This is a genomic window from Paenibacillus sabinae T27 (assembly GCF_000612505.1).
GTDB classification, from domain to species: Bacteria; Bacillota; Bacilli; order Paenibacillales; family Paenibacillaceae; genus Paenibacillus_AQ; species Paenibacillus_AQ sabinae.
This window is the reverse complement of record NZ_CP004078.1, coordinates 4,691,602-4,707,026: the sequence shown is the minus strand read 5'-3', so window position 1 is coordinate 4,707,026 and position 15,425 is coordinate 4,691,602. Positions and strand designations below refer to the sequence as shown.

The 15,425-nt window shown below is 51.3% G+C and carries 10 protein-coding genes; all 10 read left to right on the top strand.

The genetic code is table 11. The features are described from left to right. Window positions 1-250: 250 nt before the first annotated feature. Window positions 251-3,799, top strand: coding sequence for a DNA-directed RNA polymerase subunit beta (rpoB, locus tag PSAB_RS21820; protein WP_025336683.1), 3,549 nt, complete (start codon window positions 251-253; stop codon window positions 3,797-3,799). Between the two features lie 205 nt (window positions 3,800-4,004). Beyond that, window positions 4,005-7,619, top strand: coding sequence for a DNA-directed RNA polymerase subunit beta' (rpoC, locus tag PSAB_RS21815; protein ID WP_025336682.1), 3,615 nt, complete (start codon window positions 4,005-4,007; stop codon window positions 7,617-7,619). A 165-nt stretch (window positions 7,620-7,784) separates the two neighbouring features. Next, complete coding sequence (locus tag PSAB_RS21810) at window positions 7,785-8,033, top strand: ribosomal L7Ae/L30e/S12e/Gadd45 family protein (protein ID WP_025336681.1); 249 nt, start codon at window positions 7,785-7,787, stop codon at window positions 8,031-8,033. Between the two features lie 142 nt (window positions 8,034-8,175). Next, window positions 8,176-8,595, top strand: coding sequence for a 30S ribosomal protein S12 (gene rpsL / locus PSAB_RS21805; RefSeq protein ID WP_025336680.1), 420 nt, complete (start codon window positions 8,176-8,178; stop codon window positions 8,593-8,595). A 42-nt stretch (window positions 8,596-8,637) separates the two neighbouring features. Beyond that, the gene (gene rpsG / locus PSAB_RS21800; protein WP_025336679.1) at window positions 8,638-9,108 is read left to right on the top strand and encodes a 30S ribosomal protein S7; all 471 of its coding nucleotides are present in this window, start codon (window positions 8,638-8,640) and stop codon (window positions 9,106-9,108) included. A gap of 47 nt (window positions 9,109-9,155) precedes the next feature. Next, the gene (gene fusA, locus PSAB_RS21795) at window positions 9,156-11,234 is read left to right on the top strand and encodes an elongation factor G (RefSeq protein WP_025336678.1); all 2,079 of its coding nucleotides are present in this window, start codon (window positions 9,156-9,158) and stop codon (window positions 11,232-11,234) included. Window positions 11,235-11,342: 108 nt separating this feature from the next. Continuing rightward, window positions 11,343-12,533, top strand: a complete 1,191-nt coding sequence (tuf, locus tag PSAB_RS21790) for an elongation factor Tu (RefSeq protein WP_025336677.1) — start codon at window positions 11,343-11,345, stop codon at window positions 12,531-12,533. Window positions 12,534-12,872: 339 nt separating this feature from the next. Further along, window positions 12,873-14,222: a globin-coupled sensor protein gene (locus PSAB_RS21785; protein ID WP_025336676.1), complete on the top strand. Its 1,350-nt coding sequence runs from the start codon at window positions 12,873-12,875 to the stop codon at window positions 14,220-14,222. 226 nt (window positions 14,223-14,448) lie between these two features. Further along, on the top strand, window positions 14,449-14,757 hold the full coding sequence (gene rpsJ / locus PSAB_RS21780; RefSeq protein WP_006676490.1) for a 30S ribosomal protein S10: 309 nt from the start codon (window positions 14,449-14,451) through the stop codon (window positions 14,755-14,757). Between the two features lie 39 nt (window positions 14,758-14,796). Further along, entirely contained in the window at window positions 14,797-15,414 is a 618-nt protein-coding gene (gene rplC / locus PSAB_RS21775; RefSeq protein ID WP_025336675.1) for a 50S ribosomal protein L3, read from the top strand. Window positions 15,415-15,425: the final 11 nt, after the last annotated feature.

The following is a 15,425-nucleotide window of genomic DNA, read 5'->3' as shown; positions in this document are numbered from 1 at the left end:
AAGAAGGTGAGGTGGTGGGGCGAAAGACGCATAAACACACGCTTGTTGACGTATATTATGTACGTTTTGGGCAAATCTACTGAAGATGGAGTACTACTACCCATGAAGAAATGCGCTCTTTTTTCGAAGATTTCGATAAGGGCTTTTCTTTATTTGGGGGATGAATCCCTGCTGTATGGTTCCATTATACGGTTACAAACAGGGGTTCGCAATCAATTTTTAAGTAAGTAGACATGAGGGGTGAGTAAAGTTGGCAGGACATCTTGTTCAGTATGGTCGACGCACTCGGCGAAGCTATGCAAGAATTAACGAGGTACTCGAGGTCCCGAACCTGATTGAAATCCAACAAAAATCATACGATTGGTTTTTGGAGGAAGGGCTGCGTGAAATGTTCCAGGACATCTCGCCGATTCAGGATTTCACGGGCAACCTGGTGCTGGAGTTCATTGATTACAGCTTGGGCGAACCGAAGTATACGGTGGATGACGCCAAAGAGCGTGACGTGACGTATGCGGCGCCGCTTCGGGTGAAGGTGCGACTCATCAACAAGGAGACCGGAGAGGTCAAGGAACAGGAAGTGTTCATGGGAGATTTCCCGCTGATGACGGAGACCGGTACGTTTATTATTAACGGTGCGGAACGGGTAATTGTCAGCCAGTTGGTTCGCTCTCCTAGCGTCTACTTTAGCACTAAAGTGGATAAGAACGGCAAAAAAACCTATACCGCCACAGTCATCCCGAACCGCGGAGCCTGGCTGGAGCTGGAGACCGACGCGAAGGACATCATGTATGTCCGGATCGACCGTACCCGGAAAATTCCGGTTACCGTGCTGCTGCGTGCTCTCGGATTCGGCAGCGACGCCGAAATTCTGGATCTGCTTGGCAATGATGAATATATTCGCAATACCCTGGATAAGGACAACACGGACTCCACGGAAAAAGCGCTCATCGAAATTTACGAGCGTCTTCGTCCGGGTGAACCGCCGACACTCGATAACGCCAAGAGCTTGCTCGTCGCGCGTTTCTTCGATCCGAAGCGTTACGATCTGGCGAACGTGGGCCGCTACAAAATCAACAAGAAGCTCCACATCAAGAACCGTCTTTTCAACCAGCGTCTGGCTCAGCCTTTGGTGGATGAGTCGACCGGGGAGATTCTGGGCGAAACCGGTCAAATGGTCGACCGCCGTCTCCTTGATAAACTGCTGCCGTACTTCGAGCAGCAGGATATGGCTGCGAAGACTTACCGCGTAAGCGGAGGTGTGCTCGATAATGAGGATATTCCTCTTCAGACGGTCGAGGTGTTCTCGCCGATTGAAGAAGGTCGTGTGATCAAGCTGATCGCTAACGGCAATATCGATAAATCGGTCAAGCATATCACCCAGGCTGATATTATCTCCTCAATCAGCTACTTTATTAATCTGCTTCACGGCATCGGCAATACCGATGATATCGACCATTTGGGCAACCGTCGTCTGCGTTCCGTGGGCGAGCTTCTGCAGAACCAGTTCCGTATCGGTCTTTCACGGATGGAACGCGTAGTGCGGGAGAGAATGTCGATTCAGGACGCGAACGCGATCACGCCGCAGGCGCTGATTAATATCCGTCCGGTTATCGCGTCGATTAAGGAGTTCTTCGGAAGCTCCCAGCTGTCGCAGTTTATGGACCAGACGAATCCGCTTGCGGAGCTGACGCATAAACGCCGTTTGTCCGCGCTCGGTCCGGGCGGTCTGACACGTGAGCGCGCGGGCTTTGAGGTTCGCGACGTCCATCACAGTCACTACGGCCGGATGTGTCCGATCGAGACCCCGGAAGGTCCGAACATCGGTCTGATCAACTCCCTGTCGACTTTCGCCCGCATTAACGAGTATGGCTTCATCGAAGCGCCGTACCGTTGGGTCGATCCGAAGACGGGACAGGTCACTGAACAAATCGATTACCTCACGGCAGACGAGGAAGATAATTACGTAGTCGCTCAGGCGAATGCCGAGTTGACGGAGGAAGGCGCGTTTGCGGATGAGATGGTTATCGTCCGTTACAACAAGCTGTCCGACAACATCACGACAATGCCGAGCAGCCGAGTAGATTACATGGACGTTTCGCCAAAACAGGTTGTATCCGTCGCGACGGCGCTCATTCCGTTCCTTGAGAACGATGACTCCAACCGTGCGCTGATGGGTTCCAACATGCAGCGGCAGGCCGTTCCGCTGCTCATTCCGAAAGCGCCGCTCGTCGGCACGGGAATGGAGCATAAATCCGCTAAAGATTCGGGCGTATGTATCGTTTCCAAATACGACGGCATCATCGAGCGCTCGTCGGCCAACGAAATCTGGCTGCGGCGCGTTGAGACCGTCGACGGCAAAGAAGTTAAAGGCGACATTGTTAAATATAAATTACACAAATTTATGCGTTCGAACCAAGGAACCTGCATTAACCAGCGTCCTCTGGCCAAGAGAGGCGATATCGTCAAGAAAGGCGACATCCTGGCAGACGGTCCTTCCACGGAAATGGGCGAATTGGCTCTGGGTCGCAACGTTGTCGTTGCGTTCATGACGTGGGAAGGCTACAACTACGAGGATGCCATCCTACTTAGCGAGAAGCTGGTTAAAGAGGATGTATACACTTCGATCCATATCGAGGAATACGAATCCGAAGCGCGGGATACAAAGCTCGGACCGGAAGAAATTACGCGTGACATTCCGAACGTGGGCGAGGAAGCTCTTCGCAATCTGGATGAGCGCGGTATTATCCGGATCGGTGCCGAAATTAGCGCTGGCGACATTCTCGTCGGCAAGGTTACGCCAAAAGGCGTAACGGAGCTGACGGCGGAAGAACGTCTCCTGCATGCTATCTTCGGCGAGAAGGCACGTGAAGTGCGCGATACCTCTCTCCGTGTTCCTCACGGTAGTGATGGTATCATCGTCGATGTCAAAGTGTTTACTCGCGAGAACGGCGACGAGCTGCCTCCTGGCGTAAACCAGCTGGTTCGTGTCTATATCGCCCAGAAGCGTAAAATTTCCGAAGGCGACAAAATGGCCGGACGTCACGGCAACAAGGGTGTCGTAGCCCGTATTCTGCCTGAAGAAGATATGCCGTTCCTGCCGGACGGAACACCGGTGCAGGTTGTGCTCAACCCGCTGGGCGTTCCTTCGCGGATGAACATTGGTCAGGTGCTGGAAGTTCACCTTGGCTTCGCGGCCATGCGCCTGGGTATCCACGTCGCAACGCCGGTATTCGACGGAGCTCGTGAGTACGACGTCTTCGACACGATGGAAGAAGCCGGAATGCAGCGCAACGGTAAGACCATCCTGTATGACGGACGGACAGGTGAGCGTTTCGAACGCGAAGTTACCGTCGGCGTCATGCACATGATCAAGCTGGCGCACATGGTTGACGATAAAATCCATGCCCGTTCCACGGGACCATACTCGCTCGTTACGCAGCAGCCACTCGGCGGTAAAGCCCAGTTCGGCGGACAGCGTTTCGGGGAGATGGAAGTATGGGCGCTTGAAGCCTACGGCGCAGCCTATACGCTGCAAGAGATTCTTACGGTTAAATCCGATGACGTGGTTGGCCGTGTGAAGACCTACGAATCCATTGTCAAAGGCGAGAATGTGCCGGAGCCGGGCGTTCCTGAGTCCTTCAAAGTATTGATCAAAGAGCTTCAGTCTCTCGGTATGGATGTCAAAATCCTGAGCGGCGACGAGCAAGAGATCGAAATGAAGGAACTGGACGACGAGGATGAGACTTCAAGCGACAAGCTGAGCCTCAATCTGGAAGGTGCGGAAGTCGGAGTGGAATAAATAATCCTCACAAAGTGAATGGGTCCTTCAAAGGTGGTGTCAATTCCCCTGCGAAGCCCGCGAACGGTTGAGGATGACAATAATCGGCGGCGCCATCCTGTGAGTAGGATGGCCTTCCGCTGTATGACCGCAGCTTCTCCCGCTGCAAGGAGTCGGGAGAGGAACGGCGACACCAAATCAGGATCAGGTTAAGGAGGGTTGCTCCTTGTTGGACGTTAACAATTTTGAATTTATGAAAATCGGGCTGGCTTCCCCGGAGAAGATTCGTTCTTGGTCCCGCGGAGAAGTTAAGAAACCGGAAACCATCAACTATCGCACACTCAAGCCGGAGAAAGAGGGTCTTTTCTGCGAACGGATCTTCGGACCGCAAAAGGACTGGGAGTGTCACTGCGGCAAATACAAACGCGTCCGTTATAAAGGCGTAGTCTGTGACCGCTGCGGCGTTGAAGTTACACGCGCCAAAGTGCGCCGCGAGCGTATGGGCCATATTGAGCTCGCCGCTCCGGTATCCCATATCTGGTATTTCAAAGGCATTCCGAGCCGCATGGGTCTGGCTCTTGATATGTCCCCGAGATCGCTGGAAGAGATTATTTATTTCGCATCCTATGTTGTAACCGACCCTGGCGATACGCCTCTGGAGAAGAAACAGCTGCTGTCCGAGAAGGAATACCGCAGCTACCGCGAGAAGTACGGTTACGGCTTCCAGGCGAGCATGGGCGCAGAAGCGGTCAAGAAGCTGCTTCAGGATCTGGATATCGAAAAAGAGCTGGAGTTCCTTAAGGAAGAGCTGCGCACCGCCCAAGGCCAACGCCGCAACCGTGCGATCAAGCGCCTTGAAGTCATCGAAGCTTTCCGCAACTCCGGCAACAAGCCCGACTGGATGATCATGGACGTTCTCCCGGTTATTCCGCCGGAACTGCGTCCGATGGTACAGCTGGACGGTGGACGTTTTGCTACGTCTGACCTGAACGACCTGTACCGCCGCGTAATCAACCGCAACAACCGTCTGAAAAGACTGCTGGACCTTGGCGCTCCGGATATCATCGTGCAGAACGAGAAACGGATGCTTCAGGAAGCTGTCGACGCTTTGATCGACAACGGCCGCCGCGGCCGCCCGGTAACGGGTCCAGGCAACCGTCCGCTGAAATCGCTCAGCCATATGCTGAAAGGTAAGCAGGGCCGTTTCCGGCAGAACCTGCTCGGTAAACGGGTCGACTATTCCGGCCGTTCCGTTATCGTCGTAGGTCCTTACCTGAAAATGTACCAATGTGGTCTGCCTAAGAAAATGGCGCTGGAGCTGTTCAAGCCGTTCGTCATGAAAGAGCTGGTCAACAAGGGGCTTGCCCACAACATCAAGAGCGCGAAACGCAAAGTCGAGCGCGTCAGCCCAGAAGTTTGGGACGTTCTTGAAGAGGTAATCAAAGAGCATCCGGTTCTCCTGAACCGTGCCCCCACGCTTCACCGTCTCGGTATCCAGGCGTTTGAACCGATTCTGGTGGAAGGCCATGCCATTCGTCTTCACCCGCTCGTATGTACGGCTTACAACGCCGACTTTGACGGTGACCAGATGGCCGTTCACGTTCCGCTGTCCGCAGAAGCACAGGCGGAAGCCCGCATCCTGATGCTGGCGTCGGGCAACATTCTGAACCCGAAAGACGGTAAGCCGGTTGTTACCCCTTCCCAGGATATGGTTCTCGGTTCCTTCTATCTGACCATGGACAACAAGGAAGAAAAGGGCAGCGGCATGATTCTCCGTACCGTGAACGAAGCGGTCTCCGCTTACCAGCGCGGCACTGCAGGTCTTCATGCGCGTGTAGCCATCCCGGTCAAGGCGCTTAACAAGACCAGCTTCACCGAGAAGCAGCAGAATGCCATGCTGATCACAACGGTCGGCAAGATCATTTTCAACGAGATTTTCCCGGAAAGCTTCCCGTATATCAACGAAGCGACCCGTGACAATCTGCTGCAGGGAACGCCTGAGAGATATTTCATCTACGAAAAAGGCGCCAATATCCCTGAACTGCTCGATGCGGTTCCGATTGCGGGCGCTGTCGGCAAAGAATATCTGGGCTCTATCATCGCCCGTTGTTTCGAAATTTACCATACGACCAAAACATCGGTCATTCTTGATAAAATCAAGCAGCTTGGCTTCACTTACTCTACCCGTGCAGGTGTAACGATCGCCGTATCGGACGTAATCGTGCCAGAAGAGAAGAAAGCCATTCTGAAAGAATCCGAAGAGAAGGTCGACATTGTTGCCAAGCAGTACCGCCGCGGTCTGATTACCAATGAAGAACGGTATGACCGTGTAATTGAAATCTGGTCCAAGACCAAAGACGATCTGACGAACGTCCTCATGAAGTCGATGGACCGTTTCAACTCCATCATGCTCATGGTTGACTCTAAAGCCCGGGGTAACAAGTCGCAGATCACCCAGCTGGGCGGCATGCGCGGACTGATGGCGACGCCGTCGGGCCGTATCTTCGAACTTCCGATCAAAGCGAACTTCCGCGAAGGTCTGACCGTCTTGGAGTACTTTATCTCCACTCACGGCGCGCGGAAAGGTCTGGCCGATACGGCGCTTCGTACCGCCGACTCCGGTTACTTGACCCGTCGTCTCGTCGACGTGGCCCAAGACGTAATCGTCCGCGAAGAAGATTGCGGCACGGACAAAGGCTTTACCGTAAGCCGTATTCAGGACGGCAAAGAGGTTATCGAGGATCTGTACGACCGTATTGAAGGGCGGTATTGCTTTGAGACCGTCCGCCATCCGGAGACTGGTGAAATCATCGTGCACCGCAACGATCTGATCGATTCTGACAAAGCGGAAGAGATCGTTAATGCCGGAGTAAGCAAGCTGCAAATCCGTTCTGTGCTGAGCTGCCGCGCCCGTCACGGCGTCTGCAAGAAATGCTACGGACGCAACCTGGCGACCGGCAAGCACGTTGAGATCGGCGAAGCCGTCGGCATTATCGCCGCGCAGTCCATCGGTGAACCCGGAACGCAGCTTACCATGCGTACGTTCCATACCGGGGGCGTTGCGGGCGACGATATCACGCAAGGTCTTCCGCGTATTCAGGAGTTGTTCGAGGCCCGTAATCCGAAAGGCCAGGCGACAATCAGTGAAATCGACGGCGTGATCAAGGAAATCCGCGAAGCGAAGGACCGCCGCGAAATCGAGGTTCAAGGCGAAGCGGAATCCAAGGTGTACTCCATCACTTACGGTTCCCGCCTGCGCGTAAGCGAAGGCCAGGAGATCGAAGCCGGAGACGAGTTGACCGACGGCTCCATCGACCCGAAAGAGATGCTGCGCATCAAGGGTATCCGCGGGGTGCAGAACTACATTCTGCAGGAAGTACAGCGTGTATACCGGAACCAGGGCGTAGAAATCAACGACAAGCACGTTGAAGTCATGATCAAGCAGATGCTTCGCAAAATCCGCATCATCGACGCCGGCGACACGAATCTGCTGCCCGGATCGTTCGCGGATATCCATGAATACGAAGCGGCCAACAAGGAAGCGATCCTGTCCGGCAAAGAGCCGGCCGTGGCGAAGCCTGTGCTGCTGGGTATTACCAAAGCATCGCTTGAAACGGACTCCTTCCTCTCCGCGGCATCGTTCCAGGAGACAACGCGCGTGTTGACCGACGCCGCCATCAAGGGCAAAGTCGACCAACTGCTTGGTCTCAAAGAGAATGTTATTATCGGTAAGCTGATTCCTGCCGGAACGGGCATGAACCGCTACCGTAATGTAAAACTGATCAACCCGGAAGAAGAGCAGGATGAAGTGGAAGCTTTAGAAACGGTTCCTGCCGAATAAGCAGGGTCATACTGCCTGGCTAATCGCGCCGAGACTTCTCATGAGTCCGGCGCGGTTGTCTGCAGTGAGATTTTTGGATTAGTTCTTGACAATGCATATTGTTGGTGCTAATATGTTAAAGGTGCGTGAGTATCCTTGTTATCTTTGTTCATTGGAGGGTTTATAATGACTGATGATAGAGGATTACGGGACGCTCAGATCAAGATCGGCACCAAGCAAACCGTCAAAGCGGTTGAGATGGGCCAAGCCGCAGAAGTCTATGTGGCGGAAGACGGAGATCCCAAGCTTACTTCCAGAATCGTGAGTCTTTGCAATAAGCACGGCGTCAAGTTGACTTATGTCGATACGATGCAGCAGTTGGGCAAGGCGTGCGGGATTGAAGTAGGCGCAGCAATGGCAGCCGTCTTAAAATAATAGCGTAAGGAACTGTTTTTGTGTCGGGGAAAGCCTCGGCGGCAAAAACTTTTCATTTGTTCTTTTATGAACCGCCTGGGTCTGTGGGCTTAACAAAGTGGTTTCTAAGAGATCATTATTAGAGGAAGGGGGTGGCACAACAATGCCAACTATCAATCAATTGGTTCGTAAAGGCCGTCAAGCCAAGATCGAGAAATCGAAATCGCCTGCACTGCAAAAAGGATTCAACGCCCTGAAGCGTGAGGCTACAGATTTGAGCGCTCCGCAAAAACGCGGTGTGTGCACTCGTGTAGGTACAATGACTCCGAAGAAACCGAACTCCGCACTTCGTAAATATGCCCGTGTTCGCTTGACGAACCGCGTAGAGGTGACGGCTTACATTCCGGGTATCGGACACAACCTGCAAGAGCACAGCGTGGTGCTGATCCGCGGAGGCCGGGTTAAGGACCTTCCGGGTGTTCGTTACCACATCGTTCGCGGCGCGCTGGATACAGCAGGCGTGAACAACCGGATGCAAGCTCGCTCCAAATACGGCGCGAAACGTCCGAAAGTTAAGAAATAATGAATGAACAAATAAGAACAATCTAACGAAAGGGGGATATCCATGCCACGCAAAGGTCCAGTTTCCAAAAGAGACGTACTGCCGGATCCGGTGTATAACAGCAAACTGGTTACTCGTCTGATTAACCGTGTAATGCTGGATGGTAAAAGAGGTGTCGCTCAAAGCATTCTGTACAATGCGTTCAAGTTGATTGAAGAACGTACGGGCAAAGACCCAATGGAAGTTTTCGAAGCGGCAATCAAGAACATCATGCCGGTTCTGGAAGTTAAAGCACGCCGTGTCGGCGGTGCCAACTACCAAGTGCCGATCGAAGTAAAACCGGAGAGACGTACTTCCCTGGGATTACGTTGGCTCGTTAACTACTCCCGCAACCGCGGCGAGAAGACGATGGAAGAGCGTTTGGCGGCCGAGATCATCGACGCTTCCAACAACACAGGCGCTTCCGTTAAGAAACGCGAAGACACGCACAAGATGGCTGAAGCGAACAAAGCGTTTGCTCACTACCGCTGGTAGGATCAAGGTCAATCAAATAACTTCATTTTTGAAGGGAGACCCCATTCATGGCAAGAGAGTTCTCCTTGAAAAATACACGTAATATCGGGATCATGGCTCATATTGACGCCGGTAAGACAACCACCACGGAACGGATTCTTTTCTATACAGGCCGTACGCACAAAATCGGTGAGGTTCACGAAGGTGCGGCAACGATGGACTGGATGGAGCAAGAGCAGGAGCGCGGGATTACGATTACTTCCGCTGCTACCACGGCTGCGTGGAAAGGTCACCGCGTCAACATCATCGATACCCCGGGACACGTTGACTTCACCGTTGAAGTTGAACGTTCCCTTCGTGTATTGGACGGGGCAGTAGGCGTTTTCAGTGCAAAAGAGGGCGTTGAGCCTCAGTCTGAAACCGTTTGGAGACAGGCTGACCGTTATGGCGTTCCACGGATCGCTTATGTTAACAAAATGGATATCATCGGAGCGGATTACCTTAACGTAGTTAAGGATATGCGCGAGCGTCTGCAAGCAAATGCGGTTGCCATTCAGCTGCCGATCGGTGCCGAGAACGACTTTATCGGCATCATCGACCTGATTGAACAAAAAGCCCATATGTACAAAGACGATCTTGGCCGTGATATTGAAGTGACGGATATCCCGTCCGAATTCCTGGATCAAGTCGAAGAGCTGCGCAACGAGCTCATTGAGAAAGTTGCCGAACTCGACGAAGATCTGACCATGAAATACCTGGAAGGCGAAGAGATTACCATTGACGAGATCAAGGCTGCACTCCGCAAAGGCGTAGTGGACGTTAAGATCTTCCCGGTAATCTGCGGCTCTTCTTACCGTAACAAAGGGGTTCAGCTGATGCTGGACGCTGTTATCGATTTCCTGCCGGCTCCGATCGATGTTCCATCGATCAAAGGTCATCTTGAAGATGGCACGGAAGCAGAGCGTCACTCTTCGGACGAAGAGCCGTTCTCCGCGCTGGCATTTAAAATCATGACCGACCCTTATGTTGGTAAGCTGACGTTCTTCCGCGTATACTCCGGTATTCTGGAGTCCGGTTCTTACGTTCTGAATGCCACTAAAGGCAAACGTGAGCGTATCGGCCGTATCCTGCAAATGCACGCGAACAGCCGTCAGGAAATTTCCATCGTGTATTCCGGCGACATCGCAGCTGCGGTAGGTTTGAAAGACACAGGTACAGGTGATACACTGTGTGATGAGAAGAATCCGGTTATTCTCGAATCGATGAACTTCCCGGATCCGGTTATCGAAATCGCAGTTGAACCAAAAACGAAGGCCGACCAAGACAAAATGGGCGTTGCCCTCGGCAAGCTGACCGAAGAAGACCCGACGCTGCGCGCGCACACCGACGAAGAAACGGGACAAACGATTCTGGCCGGTATGGGCGAGCTTCACTTGGATATCATTATCGACCGTATGCGTCGTGAATTCAAAGTGGAGACCAATGTTGGTAAACCACAGGTTGCTTACCGCGAAACGTTCAGAGCTCCTGCTCGCGTCGAAGGTAAATTCGTTCGTCAGTCCGGCGGTCGTGGTCAATACGGTCACGTATGGGTTGAATTTGAGCCTCTCGAGGCAGGTACTGGCAGCCAGTTCGAAAGTAAGGTTGTCGGCGGTTCCGTACCGAGAGAATACATCGCTCCTGCGCTTGCAGGTATTGAAGAGCAAATGAAGAACGGCGTTATCGCTGGCTTCCCGCTCGTTGATGTTAAAGCAACCATCGTTGACGGTTCTTACCATGATGTCGACTCCAACGAAATGGCGTTTAAGATCGCTGGCTCGATGGCGCTTAAAGCAGCTAAAGACAAGTGTAAGCCTGTCCTGCTTGAGCCAATCATGAAAGTGGAAGTTACAGTGCCTGAGGAATACATGGGCGATGTTATGGGTATGCTGAACTCCCGCCGCGGACGGATCGAAGGTATGGATTCCCGCGCTGGTGCTCAAATTATCCGTGCGAAAGTGCCTCTTTCCGAAATGTTCGGTTATTCCACTACCCTGCGTTCCGGTACACAAGGCCGCGGCGTATTCTCGATGGAACTCTCCCACTACGAAGAAGTTCCTAAATCCATTGCGGACGAGATCGTGTCCAAGAACAAAGGCGCAGAGTAATCTTGAGTTTAACTTGCCGTCCGGTTGTTTCCCGTCAGTCATCCCAGAAGTAGCTTAAGATCGGGCGGCTCCAATAATAAGAACCCATATTAAGGAGGATTTGTTCAAATGGCAAAGGCTAAGTTTGAACGTACTAAACCGCACGTTAACATCGGTACTATCGGTCACGTCGACCATGGTAAAACGACTCTGACTGCTGCAATCACAACTGTATTGTCCAAAAAATACGGCGGTGCCGCTGTAGCATTCGACCAAATCGATAAAGCTCCGGAAGAGCGCGAACGTGGTATCACGATCTCCACAGCTCACGTTGAATATGAAACTCCTAACCGTCACTACGCACACGTAGACTGCCCTGGACACGCCGACTATGTTAAAAACATGATCACCGGCGCAGCGCAAATGGACGGCGCTATCCTGGTTGTATCCGCAGCTGACGGCCCAATGCCGCAAACTCGCGAACACATCCTGCTGTCCCGCCAAGTAGGCGTTCCTTACATCGTCGTATTCCTGAACAAATGTGACATGGTTGAAGACGAAGAGCTTCTGGAACTGGTTGAAATGGAAGTTCGCGACCTGCTGAACGAATACGAATTCCCGGGCGATGACACTCCGATCACTCGCGGTTCCGCTCGTGAAGCTCTGCAAAACCCTGACGGCGAATGGGCTGCCAAGATCGTTGAAATGTTCGAAACGATCGACACTTACATTCCGCTGCCAGAACGCGACACTGACAAGCCTTTCCTTATGCCTGTCGAGGACGTATTCTCCATCACTGGCCGCGGTACCGTGGCAACTGGCCGTGTAGAACGCGGAACAGTTAAAGTGGGCGACGAAGTTGAAATCGTTGGTATCCAAGAAGAAACGAAGAAATCCGTCGTTACCGGCGTTGAAATGTTCCGTAAGCTGCTTGACTCCGCTCAAGCTGGCGACAACATCGGCGCTCTGCTCCGTGGTGTTGACCGTAACCAAATCGAGCGCGGACAAGTGCTGGCTAAACCGGCTTCCGTTAAGCCGCACACTGAGTTCACTGCTCAAATCTACGTCCTGACCAAAGAAGAAGGTGGCCGTCATAAGCCTTTCTTCACTGGATACCGTCCTCAGTTCTACTTCCGTACAACTGACGTAACGGGTATCATCAACCTGCCAGAAGGTACTGAAATGGTAATGCCTGGCGACAACATCACAGTTACTGTTCAACTGATCTCCCCGATCGCTATCGAAGAAGGAACTAAGTTCTCTATTCGTGAAGGCGGCCGTACAGTTGGAGCCGGTACTGTAGCTTCTATCCAAAAATAAGTTCGATTCTTCTCTTTTGAGAAAGATCTGAACTTGCCGAACAAGGATTCTTCTGCGGAAGAATCCTTGTTTTTTTATGTCTGAAATATTAGCTGAGAACTCCACTGTATAGATTCCCACCTGAAGGATTTTTCATTAGATCAAAGAAAATAAAATTTTAAATATTAGAGTCACTTCTATTCACAAAAGAAATCAAATTACCGAAGATAAGGATATAAACGAATTTCAACATAATCTTCTCGAATTCGACAATAACCAACACAAATCTGTTACAGAATGCCTCGAATCCGATATCATTCAACAAAATTCTATTAGATACAGTCAAATGGGAGTGAAAGTATGGGAAAGTGTCCGTTCTCTTTTTTACATGGTTTATCCCCAAAGCACAAGAAGTTAGTCTCCCGTGACAATAATTCATTTATCCACAGTAATGGACAATCAGCGGCCTTAAGTTCTTTTCATAAGATAGAAGGCCAAGAAGAATTAAATGAACAGATGCGAATGATTGATTTGACAGAGGCTGATCTGGAGCTGCTGTTCAAGCTTAAACCCGCTATCGAGCGCAATATTGACAAGATTACCGATGGCTTTTATAATTCGGTGCTCGGTGTGGATAAGTTAGAGCAGATCATTCTGGATCACAGCAGCATAGAGCGGTTGAAGCAGACTTTACGCGACCATATCGTTGAAATTTTTGACGGCAGTGTTGATAGTCACTACATATCGAAACGGTTGACCATTGCCAAAATTCATAAAAAGGTTGGGCTTGAGCCCAAGTGGTATTTATCAGCTTTTCAAAATCTGCAAAACGAGTTTATCGGTGTGATCTATGATGAAGTTATAAATGACAGGGAGCGACTCAAGATGGTGCAAACGGTTACCAAGCTTTTGAACCTGGAGCAGCAGCTTGTGCTGGAAGCCTACGAGAAAGAGAACATTCGGGAAAAAGAAGAGCAGTACGAAATGGTGAAGAACGAACTGAAGCAGAAGATTGCCGAATTCAGCGGTGAGCTTATCGACCTCAGCATCGATACCAACGCGGCTGTCGAGCAGCTTGTGGCCAGCAGCAATGAAGTTAATGATACCTTCCGGCGTACCGCTTCTTCGGCTCTTGACTCGCAGGAAATGGCAAAAGGCGGCCGTGAGCTGCTAAGCAAGCTGAATGGGCAGATCGCCCATATTTTTGAAAGAACAACTGAAATGGAGCGCTCGGTTAGTGAACTGAGTCAATTCTCCAGACAAATTCAGAAGATCGTCGGCGCGGTGCAGGAAATTGCGGATCAAACAAAAATATTATCTCTCAACGCAACGATAGAAGCGGCCAGGGCCGGCGAGCATGGAAGAGGCTTCAGCGTGGTGGCTCAGGAAGTCAATCGGCTGGCGGAGGATACGAAGAACACGGTTGTGCGCATAGGAGAGCTTACGGCTCAATCCGGCGGTTTAACTGCCCAAGTGGTAAATGAAATTCGCAAAGTGCAGGAACTGACGGAAAGCGGCAAGCTGCAGTCGGATGAGACAAGCCAGCTGTTCTCCGACATTTTGGATACGATGCATAGCAGCACCCAAGAGATTGTAACCGCTCAGGAGGAAATCCGGACGCTGATTCATACAATAGAAGGAATCGGATCGACAACGGCTCAAACAGCCGCATCGGCGGAATATTTTAAGTCAGCAACCGCAAATTTATAGCATAGAGAAGTACACCGGAACAGCGCGTGAATAAAATCATGCGTTGTTTTATTTTATGCTTGCATTGGGCAAAAAGATTCTATATAATAATAAATGTTGTTCTGCGACGTTGCGATGATGTGAGAGGTTACTGACACACCCGGCTCCTTTGCCATGAAGCCTGTGGTCAGAAAATTTTCACGGAGTATGTCCGATAATAAATTGGGCGATAGAAGGAGGGACTAAAATGGCAAAGCAAAAAATTCGTATTCGCTTGAAAGCATACGACCACAGAATTCTTGATCAATCCGCTGAGAAGATTGTTGAAACAGCAAAACGTTCCGGTGCAGGTGTATCCGGGCCGATTCCGCTGCCAACTGAGAAGCAAGTTATTACTATTCTCCGTGCGGTGCACAAGTACAAGGATTCCCGTGAGCAGTTCGAAATGCGTACTCACAAGCGTCTGATCGACATTGTGAATCCAACGCCTCAAACTGTGGATGCCTTGATGCGCTTGGACCTGCCGTCCGGTGTAGATATCGAAATTAAATTGTAATTCTTCTATTAGAAACAGGAAAAGAAAAGAGGTGTCAACATGAAAGGTATCTTAGGAAAAAAACTCGGTATGACTCAAGTGTTTACTCCTGAAGGTAACGTAATCGCGGTTACGGTTATCGAAGCGGGTCCTTGCGTCGTACTGCAAAAGAAAGACCTCAATACCGACGGGTATGAAGCAGTGCAGTTGGGCTTTTCCGATAAGAAAAACACCAACAAGCCTGAACAAGGTCACGCCCAGAAGGCAAATGCAACACCTAAGCGCTACGTTCGCGAAATTCGCGGTGTTGACCTCGGGGCACTCGAGGTTGGACAAGAGCTGAAGGCTGACGTCTTCGCAGAAGGCGAATTTGTTGACGTAACCGGAATTTCCAAAGGTAAAGGCTTCCAAGGCGTTATCAAACGCTGGGGACAAAGTCGCGGACCAATGGCTCACGGTTCCCGCTACCACAGAAGACCGGGTTCGATGGGTTCCATCCAGGCCAACCGTGTTCCTAAAGGCAAGCGCCTGCCAGGACATATGGGCCATGACACGGTAACAATCCAAAAGCTCGAAATCATCAAGGTGGACACAGAGCGTAATGTGCTGCTGGTTAAAGGCTCCATTCCGGGACCTAAGAACAGCTTCGTGAAGGTTAAAGAAACCGTTAAGAAATAACTTTTGAAGAA